The sequence below is a fragment of the Niallia sp. FSL W8-0635 genome, assembly GCF_038007965.1.
Taxonomy (GTDB): Bacteria; Bacillota; Bacilli; order Bacillales; family Cytobacillaceae; genus Niallia.
This window is the reverse complement of record NZ_JBBOYD010000001.1, coordinates 3304983-3326221: the sequence shown is the minus strand read 5'-3', so window position 1 is coordinate 3326221 and position 21239 is coordinate 3304983. Positions and strand designations below refer to the sequence as shown.

Annotated in this window: 18 protein-coding genes; 13 read left to right on the top strand and 5 right to left on the bottom strand. The window is 34.1% G+C overall.

Annotation, left to right across the window (positions count from 1 at the left end; genetic code table 11):
• Positions 1 to 125: 125 nt before the first annotated feature.
• From tpx to argH, 8 genes are all read left to right on the top strand, one after another.
• The gene (tpx, locus tag NYE52_RS16005) at positions 126 to 626 is read left to right on the top strand and encodes a thiol peroxidase (protein ID WP_341193976.1); all 501 of its coding nucleotides are present in this window, start codon (positions 126 to 128) and stop codon (positions 624 to 626) included.
• 201 nt (positions 627 to 827) lie between these two features.
• Positions 828 to 1817 carry a class I SAM-dependent methyltransferase gene (locus tag NYE52_RS16000; RefSeq protein ID WP_341193975.1) on the top strand — a complete coding sequence of 330 codons (990 nt, stop codon included), beginning with the start codon at positions 828 to 830 and terminating at the stop codon, positions 1815 to 1817.
• 274 nt (positions 1818 to 2091) lie between these two features.
• Positions 2092 to 3282, top strand: a complete 1191-nt coding sequence (locus tag NYE52_RS15995; protein WP_341193974.1) for an acetate kinase — start codon at positions 2092 to 2094, stop codon at positions 3280 to 3282.
• A gap of 193 nt (positions 3283 to 3475) precedes the next feature.
• On the top strand, positions 3476 to 4294 hold the full coding sequence (locus NYE52_RS15990; protein ID WP_341193973.1) for an EcsC family protein: 819 nt from the start codon (positions 3476 to 3478) through the stop codon (positions 4292 to 4294).
• Positions 4295 to 6637 (top strand): RNA polymerase recycling motor HelD, encoded by a 2343-nt coding sequence (helD, locus tag NYE52_RS15985; RefSeq protein ID WP_341193972.1) that lies wholly within the window; start codon positions 4295 to 4297, stop codon positions 6635 to 6637.
• Complete coding sequence (locus tag NYE52_RS15980; protein ID WP_251629115.1) at positions 6630 to 7136, top strand: MogA/MoaB family molybdenum cofactor biosynthesis protein; 507 nt, start codon at positions 6630 to 6632, stop codon at positions 7134 to 7136. Before helD ends, NYE52_RS15980 begins: the two co-directional genes overlap by 8 nt.
• A 344-nt stretch (positions 7137 to 7480) precedes the next feature.
• Positions 7481 to 8689 carry an argininosuccinate synthase gene (locus NYE52_RS15975; RefSeq protein ID WP_251629117.1) on the top strand — a complete coding sequence of 403 codons (1209 nt, stop codon included), beginning with the start codon at positions 7481 to 7483 and terminating at the stop codon, positions 8687 to 8689.
• On the top strand, positions 8686 to 10077 hold the full coding sequence (gene argH, locus NYE52_RS15970; protein ID WP_251629119.1) for an argininosuccinate lyase: 1392 nt from the start codon (positions 8686 to 8688) through the stop codon (positions 10075 to 10077). The genes NYE52_RS15975 and argH overlap by 4 nt, the downstream gene beginning before the upstream one ends.
• 159 nt (positions 10078 to 10236) lie before the next feature.
• Here argH and NYE52_RS15965 read toward each other — a convergent pair whose 3' ends face one another.
• The gene (locus tag NYE52_RS15965; RefSeq protein ID WP_251629121.1) at positions 10237 to 10677 is read right to left on the bottom strand and encodes a universal stress protein; all 441 of its coding nucleotides are present in this window, start codon (positions 10675 to 10677) and stop codon (positions 10237 to 10239) included.
• A gap of 110 nt (positions 10678 to 10787) precedes the next feature.
• Between NYE52_RS15965 and NYE52_RS15960 the strand changes: the two genes are divergently transcribed.
• Positions 10788 to 10934 (top strand): hypothetical protein, encoded by a 147-nt coding sequence (locus NYE52_RS15960; protein ID WP_251629123.1) that lies wholly within the window; start codon positions 10788 to 10790, stop codon positions 10932 to 10934.
• A 111-nt stretch (positions 10935 to 11045) separates the two neighbouring features.
• Here NYE52_RS15960 and NYE52_RS15955 read toward each other — a convergent pair whose 3' ends face one another.
• Together NYE52_RS15955 and NYE52_RS15950 are read right to left on the bottom strand one after the other, a co-directional pair.
• Positions 11046 to 11663, bottom strand: coding sequence for a cupin domain-containing protein (locus NYE52_RS15955; RefSeq protein WP_341193971.1), 618 nt, complete (start codon positions 11661 to 11663; stop codon positions 11046 to 11048).
• 160 nt (positions 11664 to 11823) lie between these two features.
• Positions 11824 to 12924 carry a M24 family metallopeptidase gene (locus NYE52_RS15950; protein ID WP_341193970.1) on the bottom strand — a complete coding sequence of 367 codons (1101 nt, stop codon included), beginning with the start codon at positions 12922 to 12924 and terminating at the stop codon, positions 11824 to 11826.
• 245 nt (positions 12925 to 13169) lie between these two features.
• Here NYE52_RS15950 and NYE52_RS15945 point away from each other — a divergent pair, with 245 nt between their 5' ends.
• From NYE52_RS15945 to NYE52_RS15935, 3 genes are all read left to right on the top strand, one after another.
• Positions 13170 to 13415, top strand: a complete 246-nt coding sequence (locus NYE52_RS15945; RefSeq protein ID WP_341193969.1) for a hypothetical protein — start codon at positions 13170 to 13172, stop codon at positions 13413 to 13415.
• Positions 13416 to 13879: 464 nt separating this feature from the next.
• Entirely contained in the window at positions 13880 to 15199 is a 1320-nt protein-coding gene (locus NYE52_RS15940; protein WP_251629131.1) for a CBS domain-containing protein, read from the top strand.
• Between the two features lie 16 nt (positions 15200 to 15215).
• Entirely contained in the window at positions 15216 to 16148 is a 933-nt protein-coding gene (locus tag NYE52_RS15935) for a DHH family phosphoesterase (RefSeq protein ID WP_251629134.1), read from the top strand.
• Positions 16149 to 16268: 120 nt separating this feature from the next.
• Here NYE52_RS15935 and ytrI read toward each other — a convergent pair whose 3' ends face one another.
• Complete coding sequence (gene ytrI / locus NYE52_RS15930; RefSeq protein WP_251629135.1) at positions 16269 to 16778, bottom strand: sporulation membrane protein YtrI; 510 nt, start codon at positions 16776 to 16778, stop codon at positions 16269 to 16271.
• Between the two features lies 1 nt (position 16779).
• Positions 16780 to 17112 (bottom strand): YtrH family sporulation protein, encoded by a 333-nt coding sequence (locus NYE52_RS15925; protein ID WP_031534915.1) that lies wholly within the window; start codon positions 17110 to 17112, stop codon positions 16780 to 16782.
• A 633-nt stretch (positions 17113 to 17745) separates the two neighbouring features.
• Between NYE52_RS15925 and dnaE the strand changes: the two genes are divergently transcribed.
• Entirely contained in the window at positions 17746 to 21108 is a 3363-nt protein-coding gene (dnaE, locus tag NYE52_RS15920; RefSeq protein ID WP_251629137.1) for a DNA polymerase III subunit alpha, read from the top strand.
• Positions 21109 to 21239 lie beyond the last annotated feature (131 nt).

Here is a 21239-nt window from a genome sequence, read left to right as displayed (position 1 = left end):
TTCATTTTGTAGGATAATGAGTTTTATGCAGGTGTATAAAAAGTTCATTTTTTTTGCAAATAGAAGGAACTATCGATATGATGGAAGTAATTACATAAGATTAAATCAAAAAAGGAGGAGAAAGAATGGCAAAGGTAACATTTAAACATAACCCGGTAACATTGAGTGGAAATGAAGTGAAAGTTGGAGACAAAGCTCCAGATTTTACCGTATTAGCAAATGATATGTCAGAGGTAACGTTAGCAAGCTCAAAGGGAAAGGTTCGTCTTTTTAGTGTAATCCCTTCTATTGATACAGGTGTTTGTGACACGCAAACAAGAAAATTTAATGAGGAAGCAGCTAAACTTGAGAATGTGGAGGTAATAACAGTTAGTGCTGATTTACCTTTCGCTCAAAGAAGATGGTGTGCAGCTAATGGTTTGGCAAATGTTATTACGGTATCTGACCATAGAGATTTGTCTTTTGGGGAAGCATATGGTGTGGCAATGAAAGAATTACGATTGTTAGCACGCGCAATCTTTGTTGTTGATACAAATGATACTGTTACATATGTAGAATATGTAAGCGAAGGTAGTAACCATCCAGATTACGAAGCAGCAATAGCGGCAGTGAAAGCAACGAAGTAATGATAATAAATTGCAGGTAATACAATCGATTATCTGGTTATATTTTTAACCGTATGATAAGCTAGAGTTTGGCCTTCTATATAAAGGACAGGCTCTTTTTATTTGGCTGTGTTCTCATATCCAAGTCTCGTCAAATTTGGAGATAGGATATTTTAACGGAATTATTAAGCTTAGAAATTTACAATAAATAGGTGATAATAGATGAACATTTCTCCAGTAGAAGAATTATTTACAGTATTTAATGAAACAGCATTAATCATTCAAGAAGAATTAGAATATACGTATTTAGAATCATTAGCTTTAACCGGAGAGAATATCTTTCAATCAGCAATTTTACAGGAAGAATTGAGTGAACTAAGTAAAAAAAGGTTAAGAAAGTCGTATGAAGGAATCAAATTGGCTAAATACACGAAAGAAGAAATTCGCAAAGCTTTTCAGCTTGTCATTTTAAAAGGGATGAAAGAAAATACACAGCCTAATCATCAAATGACACCTGATTCTATTGGGATTCTTTTCGGCTATTTAGTGCAAAAGTTTTGGGCGAAAGAGGAACTGCGCTTATTAGATTTAGCGGTTGGAACAGGAAATTTATTAACAACTGTTATGAATCATCAGCAAGGAAAGAATATAGCTGCTTACGGTGTGGATATTGATGACTTGCTATTACAGTTAGCACTAGTAAATGCAAATTTACAGGAACAGCAAATCGAATTCTTTAACCAAGATAGTTTAGAGCATTTATTTATTGATCCAGTAGATGTAGTTGTGAGTGATTTACCAGTTGGTTATTATCCGAATGATGTTCGTTCCCATGAATTTAAAGTCAAATCAGATAATGGGCATACATATGCACATCATTTATTTATTGAACAGAGCATGAATTATGTCAAACCAGGCGGCTATGCATTCTTTGTTATACCAAATAATTTATTTGAATCAGAACAAGCAGCCAATCTTCATGATTATATTAAAGAAGAGGTACACATACAGGGGATTATGCAATTGCCAGAAACGCTTTTCAAAAATAAACAGTCGGCAAAAAGTATATTGATTCTGCAGAAAAAGGGGAATAATATAGTAGCACCGAAGCAAGTATTACTTGCAAACGTGCCTAGCTTCTCCAATATGCGTGCAATGGAAAAAGTTTTAAGTGAATTGGATACTTGGATTCAAACAAATAAAAAAGATTAACCGGAAAATTTTCTGGGTAAATCAATTATTGTTATAAAACAGATACTCTCTATTATATAGTAGGAAATCGACAAAAATTTGTCTTTTTTTTGAAAAATCGACGAAAATCCAAAAAAAAATGAATAACTGGGCATAATGTGCTTGAAATGTTTCTAGTAGAATGTTTTAATGAAAAACTGAAACAAGTAAATCTTGTCTGTTGTATGATTCGATCTGTTCAATGTCAGACAAAGTAAATAAAAAGTTGTTATACAAAAGGGGAGTAAAACATTTTATGGCAAAAATTATTGCGATTAATGCTGGTAGTTCTTCATTAAAGTTTCAATTATTCGAAATGCCAAGTGAAGAAGTAATTACAAAAGGTTTAATAGAGCGCATTGGATTAAATGATGCTGTTTTTAATATTTCCGTTAACGGTGAAAAAATCCAAGAAATTACAGAAATTCCTGATCATGATGTTGCTGTTAAAATCCTTTTAGGAAAGTTAACAGAGTTAGGTATTATTGCATCATTAGATGAAATCGAAGGAATTGGGCATCGTGTCGTTCACGGTGGAGAAGAATTTGCTGATTCAGCATTAATTACAGATGATGTTATCTCTAAAATTGATACTTTATCTGAATTAGCACCTTTACACAATCCAGCTAACTTAACTGGTATTACTGCTTTCCAACAAGTATTACCAAATGTTCCAGCTGTAGCAGTATTTGATACAGCGTTCCATCAAACAATGCCTGAAAAATCTTATTTATACAGCCTTCCATATGAATATTATGAGCAATACGGAATTCGTAAATATGGTTTCCATGGGACAAGCCATAAGTACGTTTCTCAACGTGCAGCTGAATTATTAGGTCGTCCTATTGATCAATTACGTTTAATTTCATGTCACTTAGGAAATGGTGCAAGTATTGCTGCTATTGAAGGCGGAAAGTCCATGGATACTTCTATGGGATTCACTCCACTTGCTGGTGTTACAATGGGAACTCGTTCTGGTAATATTGACCCTGCGTTAATTCCATTCATTATGGAAAAAACAGATCAATCTGCTGACGAAGTATTACAAGTGTTAAATAAGAAGAGTGGTCTTTTAGGAATCTCTGGTTTCTCAAGTGATTTACGTGATATTACAGAGCAAGCGAAAGAAGGAAATGATCGTGCAGAGCTTGCACTAAAAATATTTGCGGATAACATCCATAAATATATTGGATCATACGCTTCTGGCATGAATGGTGTAGATGCAATCATCTTCACAGCTGGTATCGGTGAAAACAGTGAAATCGTTCGTGCTAGAGTCCTTCAAGGTCTTGAATTTATGGGCGTTTACTGGGATCCAACATTAAACAAAATTTCTGGGGAAGAGTCATTCATTAACTACCCTCACTCTCCAGTAAAAGTAATGGTTATTCCAACAAATGAAGAAGTAATGATTGCAAGAGACGTTTGCAGATTAGCTGGTATCTAAGTTAACTAAATAAAAAATCTTGTTTGTATCATTATTAATTAAAAGGCAATCTACTCGTAGAACAATATACGAGGTAGATTGTCTTTTTCCTGTATGAAAAAAGGAATCCAATTTGAAATAACAAAAATATTGTCTTTCCTTAGACTCTTTTAGTAAAATAAGGAATGATTCGTTATGAAACTGGGGGGATTACATGCTATCGAAAGCAGAAAACTTTTATTTGGATAAAATAGAGCAATGGGAAAATGAATTAATCAGCAAGCAACCAAATAAACTCTTTTATATTTATTCCGATTATATTAGTGCCAGTTTATCCTATATTCCAGATATGCATAAACAAATAATATTACAATCACTTGATAACATCCTATTTCATTTTCATGCCATCATATTTAATTCCACCTTTCAACGAAATACCGCACAAAAATTAATGCATCAAGCAAGAGTACATAATGAATCCATCTTCACATTAAAAGACATGAAAAAATTAAATATTGACCAATTACATGCAATTGCAAATAAACAAATGGCAAATTATAGAATACTTGCTTCCGCTCAAGGAGCATTAGCATCGAAGCATACAGGCTTTCTATTGGGAGATTTTCTTTCCATGGTTATGATCAATCTTCGCTCTGTACAGGTTCTAGCTTCAATATATGGGAGACCAGCAGATAGTCCGAATGAAATTATGACTACATTGAAAGTATTCTGTGCAGGATGCTTGCCATATCCTTACCGAGTGCAAGCTTGGGATGAATTAATGATTGAGCAGGAGAAGGAACAACAAGGTTTCTTTTATAATGGAAACGATGAAATTGTCCAAGAAAAGATGTTGCATACGTTAATAACAGAGCTAATAAAGCTTTGTTTTCTTCAGTTTTATAAAGGGTCCCATACCGGAGCTGTAATTGGGACTGCGGCAAACTATCGATTTACGAGAATTATTACAGAAGTAGCACATCATTATTATCAAAAATGCTATTTATTAAGTAAACGGGAAGAGAATGGATAAATGGAGAAAGGAATAAACATGGAAGATTACTCATTAGATGAACTGGAACAGGAAAAAAGTAGACTTGAATACACAAAAAACTACATGAATATCGTCTTAAAAGATGCTCAAATTAATCAAGGTGCATTACAGGAAACCGTAAGAGATGCTATTAGTAATGAAGAAGCTCTTGATAGTAGTTTAAGTTATATCAATTATTTAACAAACAGTAAGTTTTTACAGCTAGCAACAACAGAGTTAAATATTTTGAAACGGATTTTAGATGCGCCTTATTTTGCACGGATTGATTATCAAATGAAAGGAAAATCACAAAAAGATGTTTATTATCTTGGAAAGACATCTCTGTTCGAAAAAGATACGCAAAAACCAATAATAGTAGATTGGCGCTCTCCTATTGCAAATGTTTATTATGATGGTCGACTAGGAGAAGTAGCTTACGAAGTTAATGAAGAAACAATTGAAGGGTATTTATCCTTAAAAAGACAGTTCAAAATCGAAAAAGGAAACTTGCTCCATTATCAGGATATTGATTTAACAACAACAGATGAGTTATTGCAACAATCACTTGCCGGCAAGGCTGACCAGCGACTTACGGAGATTATTTCAACCATTCAGGCGGAACAAAATGAAATTATCCGAGCTGATTTAAACCGGCCGATTATTGTGCAAGGAGCTGCAGGAAGTGGGAAAACCACAATTGCCTTACATCGAATATCTTATTTTATTTATAACTATGCAAGATATTTTCAACCGGAGCAGCTAATGATTATTGCCCCCAATAATATGTTTATAGGCTATATTGCCGAGGCCTTGCCAGACTTAGGCGTAGAGAAGATAAAGCAAACTACTTATCTGGACTATGTCCTATTATGTATTGGAAAGAAAATGAAAGTTATTCAATCCAATAAGAAGCTCCTATCATTCATAAACCATGGGAATAAGCAGGAAGAAATGATTAAATGGCTTTCCCGTTATAAAGGGTCTTTAGCTTATAAAAAGGTAATGGATCATTATCTCAGCGATATATGTGAGGATATGAGTCCGAAAGAAGATTTTCGAGTGGAAAAATTCCCTTTATATGGAGCGAAGAAACTAGAAAGATTATTTAAGCAGGAATATGACTATCTACCATTGGTGAAACGGAAAGAGAAGATAAAGGGAATTTTACAAGCAGATTTAAAAAGGAAAAAGAAAATAATTCTAACTAAGCTGGAAGGTAAATACGAGGAAGCGCTGGATCGTGCTTTACGAATTAAAGAGGACGAGAAACGTAAAGAAAGAGTAGTCTACTTTTTGGATACAAAGGAAGAAAGACTAGCTACTGTCAAGAAAGAAGCTTCTATTGCTGTTCGAAAATATATGAAAACAATGCCAACACATGATTTATATAAGTACTATATTCGATTATTTGAAGACAAGGAGCTACTTCGAAAATATACAGAGGGTTCATTAACAGAAAAGCAATTGGATTATATGATTGCCTTTCAACAAAGGATATTGAAGCAAAGGAAAGTTGAAATCGAGGATTTAGGAGCCTTGTTTTATTTACAATATAAAATATTTGGCATTGATAAAGAATACCGAGCTAAAAACATTGTCATTGATGAAGTGCAGGATTACAGTGAATTTCAGCTTTATGCATTAAAAGCAGGTCTTGAGACAGATATGTTTACCCTTGTTGGAGACTTAGCCCAAGGTATACACTCATATAGAGGACTACAGAACTGGGATGCGTTACAGCAGACTGTTTTTCCACGAGCAAATTATATGACCTTACAAAAAAGCTATCGGACAACAATCGAAATAATGTTTTTAGCAAATGAAATTTTACATTTGCTCGATCAAGATTTACCAAAGGTGAAACCAGTTGTTCGTCATGGTGAAAAACCAACTGTGCATTTATATGATGAAAAGCATGTATTAGTGGGTAGAATGCTTATACTTGCAGATGGATTAAGGGAAGAAGGGTTTCACTCCATTGCAATCATTGGAAAAACAGAGGAAGAATGTAAAGTAATCTTTAAAGAAATGCAAAAAAGAAAAGTTCCCAACGTTCAATTTTTACAAGAGAATGAAGAGTTAGAAAGGAATCATTTGATAATCGTACCAAGCTATCTTTCCAAGGGATTGGAATTTGATACAGTGTTCCTCTTTACGTTAAATGAGTCTTTTACTCAAGAAGAAATAGATTTAAAGCTATTATATGTAGCGATGACAAGACCAATGCATCGGCTTCATTTATTTACTCAAGAAAAATCAGCCTTATTATTAGATAGAGTGGATAAGTCACAATATACTTTGAAAAAAGTAGAAGAAGAGATGAACGGAGGAAGCTATGAATAAACAATCACATATTAATGATCAATTTTTGCAAGTGGGATGTAAAATTATAACAGTAAGTGATACAAGAACAAAGGAAACAGATAAAAGTGGTAAGGCGATGATTGAACTATTAGAGCAAAACAACCACCATATACACGAATACTTAATTATTAAAGATGATAAGCAACTAATTCAACAGGAAATTATCTCAGGAGTTCAATCAGAGAAAATTGATTGTATTCTCCTTAATGGAGGGACTGGAATTTCTCCAAGAGATGTGACAATAGAAGCAATAAAGCCACTCCTTACAAAAGAATTGTATGGATTTGGAGAACTTTTTCGAATGTTAAGCTATACAGAAGATATTGGCTCTAGCGCCATTTTATCTAGAGCAATTGCTGGAACGATTAATGACAAGATGGTTTTTTCGACCCCAGGATCAACAGGAGCGGTGCGACTTGCGATGAAGAAGCTCATTCTCCCTGAATTAAGTCATGTAATTAGTGAAATTCATAAATAGTAGATAAATAAGGTCAACAGCTTCTTATAATAAGAGGATTTGTTGACCTTTTTTGTTTAGATAGAGATGATAATTTATCGTATAAGTGAACGATCATAATAAAAAAATGCATAAATTTATGCATAAATAGTAAGGGGGAGGGAATAAGGGGATGAAATAACTTAACTGTTATATGGAATCCAGGAAAATTGAAAAGATTTATTTGTGCATAAAAATGAAATATTTTATATTTTTATAAAAATTCTATTGAAATTATAAGGAAAAGTTGTTAAAGTGTTAAATATAGTTAATGAATAAAAATATAAATAAATGAATATTTATTCGCATATAGGAGGAATTAGGTAATGGCAAATCCAAAAGTAGTATTAGCATATTCAGGTGGATTAGATACATCTGTAGCAATTAAATGGTTACAGGATCAAGGATATGATGTAGTCGCTTGCTGCTTAGATGTTGGCGAAGGAAAAGACTTGAACTTTATTCAACAGAAGGCATTATCCGTTGGAGCTGTTCAATCTTATGTAATTGATGCAAAACAAGAATTCGCTCAGGATTTTGCGCTTATTGCTATGCAGGCACATACACTTTATGAAGGAAAGTATCCATTAGTTTCTGCATTATCAAGACCTTTAATTTCTAAAAAATTGGTAGAAGTGGCAGAAAAGGAAAATGCAGTCGCTGTCGCACATGGATGTACGGGAAAAGGAAATGACCAAGTGCGTTTTGAAGTATCTATTCAAGCATTAAATCCAAATTTAAAAGTATTAGCTCCTGTTCGTGAATGGGGATGGTCTCGTGAAGAAGAAATTGCTTATGCAAAAGAAAAAAATATTCCGATACCTGTTAACTTAGATAGCCCATTTTCTATTGACCAAAATTTATGGGGAAGAAGCAATGAATGTGGTATTTTAGAAGATCCTTGGGCTGCTCCTCCAGAAGAAGCATATGACTTAACAGTAAGTCTTGAAAATGCACCTGATCAAGCAGATATTATCGAAATTGATTTTAAAGAGGGTGTTCCAGTTAGTATTGACGGTATTTCTTATTCTTTATCTCAATTAATTCTTGAGCTAAATAAAATTGCTGGAAAACATGGTGTTGGCAGAATTGACCATGTAGAAAATAGATTAGTAGGAATTAAATCTAGAGAAGTGTATGAATGTCCAGGTGCTTTAACACTTATTAAAGCACATAAAGAATTAGAGGATATTACATTGGTGAAAGAAGTAGCACACTTTAAACCAGTTATCGAAAAGAAAATTACAGAAGTGATTTATGAAGGGCTTTGGTTCTCACCGATTACGAAAGCATTACAAGCATTTTTACAAGAAACACAAAAAAATGTCACAGGTACTGTTCGTGTAAAATTATTTAAAGGGCATGCCATTGTGGAAGGAAGAAAATCTCCCAATTCTTTATATGATGAAAAGCTTGCTACGTATACATCAGACGATGAGTTTGATCATGCTGCAGCAGTTGGATTTATTAAGCTTTGGGGACTTCCAACAAAAGTACAAAGCATTGTGGAAAACGGCAAGAAGGTGTCTGTGTGAAGAAATTATGGGGAGGCAGATTTACAAAGTCTGCAGAGGAATGGGTGGACGAATTCGGTGCCTCCATTTCCTTTGATCAAGAACTAGTATTAGAAGATATCGAAGGGAGCATAGCCCATGTGGCTATGCTCTCTAAAACAGGAATATTGTCTGTTGAAGATGGTGAAAAAATTAAAGCTGGTTTGCTAACACTAAAAAAGCAAGCAGAAAATGACGAATTAACGTTTTCTGTAAAACTAGAAGATATTCACCTTAATTTAGAAAGTCAATTAACCGATTTAATTGGTCCTGTTGGTGGAAAGCTTCATACTGGAAGAAGTAGAAATGATCAGGTAGCTACAGATATGCATCTTTATTTACGAAGACAAGTAAAATTAATAGTTGAACTATTGAATGAATTGCAAGTGGTTTTGTTGGAAAAGGCGGAAAGTCATATTGAAACAGTAATGCCTGGTTATACACATCTACAACGTGCACAGCCCATTTCTTTTGCACATCATCTTATGGCTTATTTTTGGATGTTTGAAAGAGATAAACAAAGATATCAGGAAAATTTAAAACGAATTAATGTGTCACCACTAGGTGCAGGTGCATTGGCAGGAACGACTTTTCCTATTGATCGTGCTTATAGTGCTGATTTGCTTACATTTGATTCCATTTATGAAAATAGTATGGATGCTGTAAGTGACCGGGATTTTATTCTAGAATTTCTATCGACTAGCTCCATTTTAATGATGCATCTTTCTCGTTTTAGCGAAGAAATTATCCTTTGGTCTTCACAAGAATTTAAATTTATTGATTTAGACGATAGTTTTTCAACTGGAAGCAGCATCATGCCTCAAAAGAAAAATCCAGATATGGCTGAATTAATTAGAGGGAAAACGGGACGAGTATATGGGAATTTGATGGGCTTATTAACGGTATTGAAAGGTTTGCCACTATCGTATAACAAAGATATGCAGGAAGATAAAGAAGGTATGTTTGATACAGTGAAAACTGTAGTTGGATCTTTACGAATTTTTGCAGGAATGATTCAAACAATGAAGGTTAATGAACAAGGGATGGAACAGGCAACAAAAAATGATTTTTCTAATGCGACGGAATTAGCTGATTATTTATCAGATAAAGGGATGCCATTTAGAGAGGCACATGAAGTAGTAGGAAAATTAGTTTTATATTGTGTGAATAAGAATTGCTATTTACAGGATTTAAGTATGAAAGAATTAAAAGAGGCAAGTAATTTATTTGAGGATGATATTTATCATGTGTTAAATCCGAGAACGGCAGTAGAAAGACGAAATAGCGCTGGTGGAACAGGGTTTAAACAAATAGAGCAAGCTATTGAAAAGGCAAAATTATGTGTTTTAGAGAAAGAAGAAGTGAAATAATAGGAAAGAATTATTCACTAGAAAAAATTAAGAAGAAATAAAGAGAAGCCTAGAAGATTATAAAAGAAGAATATTCTATTTGAAAGCAACTTTGCGATCAAATGATAGAATATTCTTCTTTTACATGATAAGACAGGTACGCTCAGCTTTTCTTATGTCTCAACTATTTCTAACAATTAACACATCACAAGGTGCATTTCTTGTGATGCCCTCAGAAACACTTCCGATAATAAATCTCTCCACTGCATTTAATCCCGTTGCTCCGCATACAATTAAATCTGCCGCATACTTTTTGGCAATCTCTCGTGGAACCACCGCTCTTGGTGAACCGAATTCGATTGCTTTTACGACATTCTGTACTCCAGCTGTTGTCGCTTCTGTTACATATTTATCTAATAACTCATTTGCGAATTCATCTGATTTCGCTGCAATTGATTGATCATATGCGGCCACTGTTGCAAATGATCTTGTATCAATAACGTGAGCGATAATAAGATTAGAGTTGTTTTCCTTTGCTATTGTAACCGCTTTCTTTAATGCTTTGTCTGCTTCTTCTGAACCGTCTACTGCAACAATAATGTTTTGATAGTTTACGTTCATAAGATTCACTCCCTTTATTTTATCTACTTCTATTATATACCCAATTCATGCATAAGTTTAACTTTTCATTCAGATAATAGATAAGAATTTAAGGAAAGAAGGAAAAGAAAATGGACAAACAAAATGGAAGTAGTCAGAATGAATTTCAATTTGATGAAAAAGGAAGAGAAGAAGTTACAGCACAAGTGATGGATTCCTATAATGATGGTGTAATTGATCATTTAATGGATAATGAAAAGAAGCAATTTAGGAAGTAACCATCAAAGAGAGCAGTAAGAGATGAATGGACTGAACAAATTTTGTTCAGTCCATTCTTACAAGGTGTAAATGCTTTAAGTTTAGATTCAAGCTACTAGAAAATATTCTATTCAATAGTAATACTGTGAGCTGTGGTAGGGATGTTGGTATGTTGGATGCGGAGGATAAGTGTTTGTGGAATAATTTTGTCTTTGGTTATATTTATTAACTGCTGGGCCGAGTATTGTTGTTTGAGTAATAGGAGCGATAGTAGATTTCCACTTGGTTTCATCCATCGAATAAGTATGAGCCATTAATTCGGGAGGAGTGAGGCGAAGTAAATCAGAACCAAAGATTGCTTCAGGTGTAGGTGCATCAAATATGGCTAATAAATGAGTGTTATTCGTATTAGCGATTTCATAATGCCACCATCCTTGAGGCACGTTCGCAACTTGACCGGCGGTAATTGTATAGTTGAGGATTTTTTTTGTAAAAGGATTTAATAGAGAAACAGTAGCAGAACCGGAAATACAATAAACGAGCTCAGCTGCGTTTTGATGTATATGTGGCTCCACTACTATATCTTTACTTAAATATATATCCAACAATGATACATTTTTTAATGAATTTAATTGTTGTTCTCCTAAGACATTAATATAATTGTGATTATCTCTTATGAAAAATGCACTTTTATTAACATCAAAAGTATATGTTATTTTTGGATCTGTATAATCGACATATATTGCCATTCTTTTATACCCTTCTTCCCCTTAAAGTCAAGGTATCTTATGTAATATTTTTAATTAGGTGCATGTACATAAAGGAAGAAGATTTAAGAGTTTTCGTTTTTTAAAAGCTAAAAAAAGAAGGGAAAGGAATTTACTCCGATACCTTCTTCTCTCCATTGTTTTATGAAATGATTTGAAGTTCTTTAGGAAATTTCGTTAATATTTCTACACCTTCTTTTGTTACGTAGACATCATCTTCAATGCGAACTCCTGCAACATTCGGAACATAAATTCCTGGCTCAATTGTATATACCATGCCTTCTTGTAATAACAAAGAATTTGTTTCTGTTAATGAAGGGAATTCATGGACGCTAATACCCAATCCGTGACCTAAACGATGTGGGAAAAACTCCCCATAACCTGCATCTCTTATTGTGTTACGAGCAGCTTGGTCTACAGAAGCACATGAAACGCCTTCTTTAGAAGCTTCGATTGCTGCAAGCTGTGCTTTTAAAACTGTGTCATAAATATCTTTTTGCTTCTCGTTAATATCTCCATATGCAACTGTTCTTGTAATGTCTGAACAATAACCATCGACAACTACACCTAAGTCAAATAAGACTAGGTCACCTTTTTTAATTTTAGTCTCTCCAGGATTGCCGTGTGGGGAAGCACCATTAACACCAGTAAGAACCATTGTAGAAAAGGACATTTTGCCAATACCTTTTTTCTTCAATTCATATTCAATGCTTGCGAGGATTTCCATCTCTGATTTACCCTCTGCAATTTCATTACAGCCCACTTCTATAGCAAAATCAGCCCATTTACAAGCCTCTTTTATTTTTTCTAGTTCATCAGCTGTTTTAATCATCCGTAATGTATTAATTTTTTCTTCGGCAGAAACATATGCTTTGATATTTGGGAAAGAAGTTTGCAGTGCCTGATATCTAGCTACATTCATATGATCCGTTTCAAGAGCGACTTTTAGCGTATTATCCGTACGTGCTTGAACCATACTTTGAATGGTATCCCAAGGGTTTTCTGTATCGCTATAGCCAATGGTATCATAATTCCAGCCAGCGTTTTTTGCATCGTTTTTTTCCATTGCTGGACAAACTAAGATGGGATCTTTTTCTGGAAATACAATTAAAGCCAATAATCTTTCATGTGGATTACTATAAAACCCACTAAAATAGAAAATATTATCTGTTGATGTTAAAAAGGTAAAATCAATTTCTTCTTGCTTCATCCAATTTGCTAGTGTTTCTAATTTTTTTTCCAATTTGACTAACCTCCGCTTTGTTATAAGTATATGATTCTTTTTTTGTTCCATTTTGTCTTAGAACCAATTGAATTTATTTCTTATCCTATAAGATTAACAACATAAATCATGCATGTAAATAATTAGCTTTCCTAAATTTTTATCATCTATTTGCCTAATGATAGCTAGTACAATAATTAGCCGATTTTTGAATACTTTTTTTACACTTGTCCGCATAGTATGGAATCAAGGAGGTTTTAACGACTATGAATAAGAATAGATATTTATTATGTATCTTATTATGTGGAGTGCTTTTATACTATGGAGTGCCAAGACTATCTCCATTTAGTGATGGAGCTGAAGGGATCTTTTCGATTGCTTGGGTAGCTTTTGCGTTAATGGTGGTAGCAGGTAATTTAACTGCATTACTGTATACTCCTAAGAAACCAAGAGCAACGAAAAAATCATTTAGTAAAGTACAGAAAAAGAAGAAACTATATAATTATCAATAAGATAACAAAAGCTAGTATGGATATGTTCATATTAGCTTTTGTTTGTATAGAAGGATTTGAAGGTTTATGTTTAGGGAAAAAAATCTTATAGGCAAAATGAAAAGTTTTGTTCTTAAGAGAAACATTCACAATCTAAATGAAAATAGACGAATGTTTTATGATGATTAACATAGAAGTCATTGAATACCCCAGTAGTTCACTCTATAATAAAGATGTGCAAGCTTTTTTCGATAGGCTGCTTATTGAATTATGAAAACAGCCTTTGATATAAGAAAAATAGTTCTTAGTAGCTATTGAATAGATAAATGTATGAAATGTAGATAAATAGAAAGAAATAGGGATTATAATGTCTAGTGCAAGCACTTTTCGCTTAAAACAAACTTTAGTACGCTAAAAACAACTTGGCAGGCTATGTTTGTCTGCGTGCGATGAGCAATGTGCTTTTCTTAAAAGAGGGTGGTAATTTGGCTACAAAACATGAGCAAATACTCAATTATATTGATGAGTTACAAGTAGGAGAGAAAATTTCTGTACGACAAATCGCAAAAGCATTAAATGTAAGTGAAGGAACAGCATACAGAGCAATTAAAGAAGCAGAGAACAAAGGGTATGTAAGTACCATTGAAAGAGTCGGAACGATTAGGATTGAACGGAAAAAGAAAGAGAATATTGAAAAATTAACATATGCTGAAGTAGTGAATATTGTGGATGGACAAGTTCTGGGCGGAAGAGCTGGTTTACATAAAACATTGAATCGCTTTGTTATTGGTGCGATGAAATTAGATGCGATGATGCGTTATACGGGTGCTGGAAATCTTTTAATTATTGGGAATCGAGTACGGGCACATGAACATGTTTTAAAAGCAGGTGCGGCTGTATTGATAACTGGTGGATTTGATACAGAGGATCATGTGAAACGGTTAGCAGATGAATTACAGCTTCCTATTATTTCAACAAGCTATGATACATTTACCGTTGCAACAATGATAAATCGGGCAATCTATGATCAACTTATAAAAAAAGAAATTGTTTTAGTGGAAGATATTTTAACCCCACTTATTGATACAATCTATTTGAAGACAACGGATAATGTCGCTTTGTGGCATCAATATAACAAAGACACCTTACATGGTCGTTTTCCTGTAGTGGATCAAAGCTTAAAGGTGCAAGGAATGATTACATCTAAAGATATTATTGGAAAACCGATGGATATGACCATTGAAAAAGTGATGACGAAGCATCCGATGACTGTCAGTGGGAAGACGAGTGTGGCCTCTTGTTCTCATATGATGGTATGGGAAGGGATTGAAGTCTTGCCTGTTGTAGATGAAGCAAATAAGCTAGAAGGAATCATCAGTAGACAAGATGTATTAAAAGCGCTACAAATGAACCAAAGACAGCCTCAAATTGGGGAAACAATTGATGATATCGTAACAAAGCATGTGTTATTAACCAAGGGGAAAAACAAAGGAGAAACAACCTTTTCATGTGAAGTAACGCCTCAAATGACCAATCATTTAGGAACTATATCGTACGGAGTTTTTACAACAATTGTCTCAGAAGCTGCTAACAGAATATTAAGAGGCTTTAAAAAAGGTGATTTAGTTGTAGAAAACATGACCATCTATTTTATAAAGCCAGTACAAATGGATAGTGTCATTGAAATTGCTCCTAAAATTTTGGAAGTAGGAAGAAAATTTGGGAAGGTAGACGTCGAAGTATATAACCAAGGTGTGCTTGTAGGTAAAGCGATGATGATGTGTCAATTAATTGACCGTCATTAAAGGAAGGGAGAAATAGATGAAACAGCAAATAATTGATGCCATTAAGGCTTTTGATACCATTATTATTCATAGACATGTACGTCCTGATCCAGATGCATATGGTTCACAAGGGGGATTAGCTGAAATTATTAAAGCTTCATTCCCTGAAAAAAGGGTGTACACTGTAGGGAAAGAAGAAATCTCCTTAAACTTTTTGCGGAGACTAGATGAGATTGATGATAGTACATATAAAGATGCTTTGGTTATTGTATGCGATACAGCCAATCAGGAAAGAGTTTGTGATCAGCGTTATGTAACAGGTAAAATGCTTGTTAAGATTGATCATCATCCAAATGATGACGCCTATGGGGATATCGTCTGGGTGGAGACTACTGCTAGTTCTACTAGTGAATTGATTTATGAGTTTTATTTGTTTGGAAAAGACCAAGGGTTAAAGATGAGTGATGAAGCAGCAAGGCTATTATATGCTGGAATTGTTGGAGATACAGGGAGATTTTTATATCCTAGTACATCAGAAAAAACATTTCATTATGCTGGAGAATTAATTAAGTATTCTTTCTCGCGCACAGAAATGTACGACCAAATGTATGAGCTAGATCCGCATATAGTGAAGTTAAGTGGATTTGTTCTCCAGAATTTTGAAGTTCATCCAAATGGTGTTGCAAGCATGAAACTTACAAAGGAAATATTAAATCAATTTCAGGCAACGCCTGCACAAGCATCTTTACTTGTTAGCAGTCTTGGAACCGTGAAAGGTTTAAAAGCATGGGTATTTTTTATCGAAGAACTAGATCAAATCCGAGTAAGGCTACGTTCCAAAGGACCAGTTATTAATGGAATTGCAAAGAATTATAACGGTGGAGGGCATCCTTTAGCATCTGGGGCAACAATATATCATTGGGATGAAGCGAGTGCGGTAGTGAAAGATTTAGAAGAAGTTTGTAAATAACTAGTGAAAAGGTGCTGTCTATGGACAGCACCTTATTTCACCAGTTGCGAAAGTATGAGGTTTCTAAAGTCATTTTCTGTTTAGCTACGGGGCCAATTGGCAAGGCTAGTGTTTTTCTTATTAATCTGCAAAAGTTACACTTAATTCAACATGAACGGTCGTATAGATAATCAACTCTGTTACTTTAAATTTGTAGCGCTTTTTATCTGATTCTACCACTTTATTTTCGATTGATTTTTTCAGTAATGCGCGACTTTTATAAACCATGTCGAGGTCTTTTGCAATGATGGTAGATAAATCTTCTTTCATTGCATCTTCCATCTCAAGAGCGTTAAAAGGTTTGATATCGTATTTTTCTTTATCTGAATTATTTATCTTTACAACGATGCCTTCAACGGTTAGCTTTTCTTCTGTTGTTTTGTTCTGGGCAGCAAACTCCTCCTGCCATATTTTTTTCTCTCTTTCTAAATCTTCAATGGTAGCCTTCTGAGTTTTAATTTCTGAACTATACCTTTCCTGCCATACGCCAAAAATAAAGACAAAAATACACCAGCTGATTACCCCACCGATCACCATTCCAGCAAACAAACGCTGCACGGCTTGATTTTTATAATAGGGTGGTATTCTCATTTTAAATATACTCCTGTGTTATCCATTTAATAATCGTTATTCCAGTATGCGCTCCACCGAAAGCAGATACAATTAATAAAATCTGTTTAAATAAGTCTTTTGTTCCTGCATCATAGATTCCTTTTTCAATCGTATCAATTGCATCAAATGTACCACCAATAGCAGTGACAATCGCCCAAATTTTTATTATTCCGGATATGCGAATGATTTCCGTAATAAGTGGTTTTCCTGTTAGAAACGCAGCGAGACCTCCTAAAAGTGCCCCTCCTAATATAACACCAAGTGCAATAAAGTAGCTTTCGATGAAAGTTGGGAAGAATGGTTGTTGATTCATACATTTACCTCTCTATCTTTCTTTAGTTTTTGTTAGTAAATTACGATGATTTAAAAAGTAAGGATTGGAGACATTTTAAGAGAATTTTGTTCTAAGGTTTTATCTTTACTTGTTGTATTTTTAACGGTACATGTTTGAGTGTTTTTAAGTAGCTATCTAGTAAACTCCTATTCTTATTACTATGGACAATCTATTGTTTTTATGAATGATTTTAAATAACTTCCTATTAAAATCAGTTTTGAAACCATTTGTTCTTATTATTTTTGAGGAAGGTTCTTACTACCCATCAAAATGGAAGTTTCACTTTATCCTTTTCAGCATGAAGACTCTTTCTGATTTTTGTTACAGGCATAAACCCAGCAATTTAGGTGGAGATAAATTATAGCCATTGATAAAGAGAACATATTTTCTTTTTTTGCTGGGAACATCTATAATGAAAGGAAAAGGTTTTTTCGATAGAGAATGGAAGTCAAATTAAATAGAACGAAAGAATTGTTGCTATTGAAAAGTAGGTTACCCTTTTGGACAGAGTTTTCATTAAAAAAATCAATAATCTTAAGAAAATTGCTTTCTATTTCATATAGTTAAAATTACTCAACTTAAAAAATTTTTTACAAGAAAAGTGGTGAATTTATGTCTTTTGTACATCTTCAGGTTTCTAGTGCATATAGTCTTTTATCTAGTACTCTTTCGATTAAAGAGTTAGTAAGCAATGCAAAAAGGCAGGGGTATCGTTCCATTGCTTTAACTGATCGTAACGTTATGTATGGTGCAGCTTCTTTTTATAAAGAATCGTTGCGACAAGGGATAAAACCGATTATCGGACTGACAGTAGATGTAATAAGTGAATCGGACAAGGAAAGTGCATATCCATTAGTGTTACTAGCAAGAAATAGCCTGGGATTTAAAAATTTATTGAAAATTACTAGCGCGATTCAAACAAAAAATCAACTGGGAATCCCAGTGAAATGGCTAAAGCATTACGCGAATGGCTTGATTGCAATTTCGCCTGGAAGGGATGGTGAAATTGAGCAAAATATCATTAATGGTAATAATGAGTCAGCACGAAATACGTTATTGTTATGGAAGTCCATATTTGAACAAGGGCAATTCTTCTTATCTATTCAAAGACACGGTATTTCCTTGGAGGATGTTTTAAATGAACAGTTAAAACAATTGGCTATTGAAGAAGAGGTAAAGATGGTTGCGACGAATAATGTCTTTTACCTTGAGCAAGAGGATCATTTTGCATTTGAATGCTTAAAGGCAATCAAAAATGGAGAGAAGCTTTCCGATTTAGAGCAAGATGAATGGCATTCTAATCAGCATTATTTAAAAAATAAAGAAGAAATGTTAACGCTATTTGATGATGCCCCAGATATTCTCGAGAATACGTGGAATGTAGGAGAAGCTTGTCATATCGAAATGGAAGGTATACTCGCTACATTGCCTAAATATACTGTTCCTGCAGGCAAAACTCCCGAAAGCTATTTGAAAGAATTGTGTATAGCTGGTTTATATGAAAGGTATCCAGATCCTTCTACAGAACATAAAGATAGGTTGGAATACGAACTTGAAATTATTAGTAAAATGAAATATAGCGACTATTTCTTAATTGTTTGGGATTTTATGAAATTTGCACGAGAGAACAGTATCCTAACTGGTCCAGGAAGAGGATCGGCTGCAGGATCAATCGTTGCTTATGTTTTACATATTACAGATGTGGATCCTATTAAATATCAATTGTTGTTTGAAAGATTTTTAAATCCAGAGAGAATATCGATGCCGGATATCGATATTGATTTTCCAGATAATAAACGAGAGAAAGTTATTTCTTACGTGAAAAACAAATATGGAGAACTTCATGTTGCACAGATTATTACATTTGGTACACTTGCTGCTAAAGCTGCCTTGCGTGATGTAGGTCGAGTATTTGGTTTATCTATGAAAGAATTAGATGAGCTTTCAAGGATGATTCCATCTAAACTAGGAATCAACCTTACACAAAGCTATCAGGAATCCATTCGCCTACAACAATTTGTTGCAGCATCTCCTCGGAATAAAAAACTATTTGATACGGCTTGTAAGATCGAAGGGCTTCCAAGGCATACATCTACACATGCCGCTGGGGTAGTGTTTAGTCAACAGCCGCTTGTTGAAATTATTCCCATTCAAAGTGGACATGATGATATTTATTTAACGCAGTATAGCATGGAATACTTAGAAGAACTTGGTTTATTAAAAATGGATTTTCTTGGTTTAAGAAATCTTTCTTTCATAGAATCGATTCTTGATATGATATTCAAAGCAACGAAGAAAAAAATAAATATAAGAGAATTACCGATTGATGATCCTGCTGTGTTCAAGCTTCTAAGTAAAGGAGAGACGACTGGAATTTTTCAGTTGGAATCAGAAGGAATGCGCAGCGTTTTAAAAAGGTTACAGCCAACAGATTTTGAAGATATTGTAGCTGTTAATGCTCTGTATCGTCCAGGTCCAATGGAGAATATTCCACATTACATCAATAGAAAACATGGAAAAGAGTCCATTAACTATTACCATACAGATTTAGAGGAAATATTAAGTAGCACCTATGGAGTTATTGTCTATCAAGAACAAATCATGCAAATTGCTTCCAAAATGGCTGGGTTTACATTAGGAGAAGCAGATTTATTAAGAAGAGCTGTTAGTAAAAAACAAAAGGATGTACTGGAGAAAGAGAAAGTCCATTTTGTAAAAGGTGCCGAAAGAAAAGGATATCACGAGAAAACAGCGAATGAAATATATGAGTTAATTGTACGTTTTGCTAATTATGGGTTTAATAGAAGCCATGCAGTAGCATATAGTATGATTGCTTATCAGCTTGCTTATTTAAAAGCCAATTATCCACTCTATTTTATGGCTGCATTATTGACATCGTCCATCGGAAATTCAGGGAAAATACTTCAATATATTCAAGAATTAAAACAGATGGATATCGAATTGTCCCCTCCATCCATCAATCAAAGCAATTACTATTTCCGAGTCGAAAAAAATAAAATACGCTATAGTTTAGCTGCGATAAAAGGCGTAGGCGGAAATGTAATGAGAGAAATTCTAAAGGCAAGAAGTAAGAAGAAATTTGAGGATTTATTTGATTTTTGTATTCGGGTTTCTCCAAAGACGATTAATAGAAAAGTGATGGAAATGCTTATCTATTCAGGAAGCTTTGATGAATTTGGAGAAGACCGGGCTACTTTGCTGGCAACAATTGATGTTGCCATTCAGCATGCACAGTTAGTTCATCCAGAGGATACAGAACAGAATGATTTATTTAGTGAGGACGATTTCTTTTTCAAGCCGAAATATGTAGATGTAGAACCAATCAAAGTAGAGGATAAATTAGCTTTAGAAAAAGATGCATTGGGCTTTTACTTGTCAGACCACCCAGTATCTATTTATAAGCAGTATCAGGCATCTCTCCAAACAACTCCTATCATTGAAATGGAATTAGGCAAGAAACAACGTAGTATTGTCTATATAACGGAATTAAATGCCATTCGTACAAAGAAAGGGGACCCCATGGCATTTATACAGTTAAGCGATCAAAGTGGTGATATTCAAGGCGTTATTTTTCCAATAGTCTATAAGAAATATCAAGATTTGCTAAAAATAGGTGCAATGGTCTATGTGGAAGGAAAATGTGAAGAGAGAAATGGGACAAAACAATTGGTTATTCAAATAGTTGAATCGATGAGCACAATAGTCCAAACACTTCCTAAAAAGGAGCATAAAGTATTTATTAAAGTTATGAATGAGAAAAAATTGAATAACAAAAAGGCAGAGCTTCTCTCGATTATAAGAAATTTTACAGGAACCACTCCAGTTATTATTCATTATGAAGAAACAGGAAAGAACATTGTTTTAAATGAAGAATATAAGGTATCTCCAAGTAAGGAATGCATTGCTGAATTAGCAGATCTACTAGGTGCAGATCAAGTTATATTAGCAGAATAAAACTTTACAACTTTTAAAAGATGGTATATTGTTTAATAAGTTAACTGGTCAGACCACTTGACGGATTTTTGAGAAAAAATTATTTTGTACTAATATTTTATTTATTTTCTAATTACTATTTGTCTTAGTAT

Bases quoted from the DNA above. Each gene is read 5' to 3' on its own strand.
- tpx (WP_341193976.1), top strand. From the start codon at position 126: ATGGCAAAGGTAACATTTAAACATAACCCGGTAACATTGAGTGGAAAT.
- NYE52_RS16000 (WP_341193975.1), top strand. From the start codon at position 828: ATGAACATTTCTCCAGTAGAAGAATTATTTACAGTATTTAATGAAACA.
- NYE52_RS15995 (WP_341193974.1), top strand. From the start codon at position 2,092: ATGGCAAAAATTATTGCGATTAATGCTGGTAGTTCTTCATTAAAGTTT.
- NYE52_RS15990 (WP_341193973.1), top strand. From the start codon at position 3,476: ATGCTATCGAAAGCAGAAAACTTTTATTTGGATAAAATAGAGCAATGG.
- helD (WP_341193972.1), top strand. From the start codon at position 4,295: ATGGAGAAAGGAATAAACATGGAAGATTACTCATTAGATGAACTGGAA.
- NYE52_RS15980 (WP_251629115.1), top strand. From the start codon at position 6,630: ATGAATAAACAATCACATATTAATGATCAATTTTTGCAAGTGGGATGT.
- NYE52_RS15975 (WP_251629117.1), top strand. From the start codon at position 7,481: ATGGCAAATCCAAAAGTAGTATTAGCATATTCAGGTGGATTAGATACA.
- NYE52_RS15965 (WP_251629121.1), bottom strand. From the start codon at position 10,677: ATGAACGTAAACTATCAAAACATTATTGTTGCAGTAGACGGTTCAGAA.
- NYE52_RS15960 (WP_251629123.1), top strand. From the start codon at position 10,788: ATGGACAAACAAAATGGAAGTAGTCAGAATGAATTTCAATTTGATGAA.
- NYE52_RS15955 (WP_341193971.1), bottom strand. From the start codon at position 11,663: ATGGCAATATATGTCGATTATACAGATCCAAAAATAACATATACTTTT.
- NYE52_RS15945 (WP_341193969.1), top strand. From the start codon at position 13,170: ATGAATAAGAATAGATATTTATTATGTATCTTATTATGTGGAGTGCTT.
- NYE52_RS15935 (WP_251629134.1), top strand. From the start codon at position 15,216: ATGAAACAGCAAATAATTGATGCCATTAAGGCTTTTGATACCATTATT.
- ytrI (WP_251629135.1), bottom strand. From the start codon at position 16,778: ATGAGAATACCACCCTATTATAAAAATCAAGCCGTGCAGCGTTTGTTT.
- NYE52_RS15925 (WP_031534915.1), bottom strand. From the start codon at position 17,112: ATGAATCAACAACCATTCTTCCCAACTTTCATCGAAAGCTACTTTATT.
- dnaE (WP_251629137.1), top strand. From the start codon at position 17,746: ATGTCTTTTGTACATCTTCAGGTTTCTAGTGCATATAGTCTTTTATCT.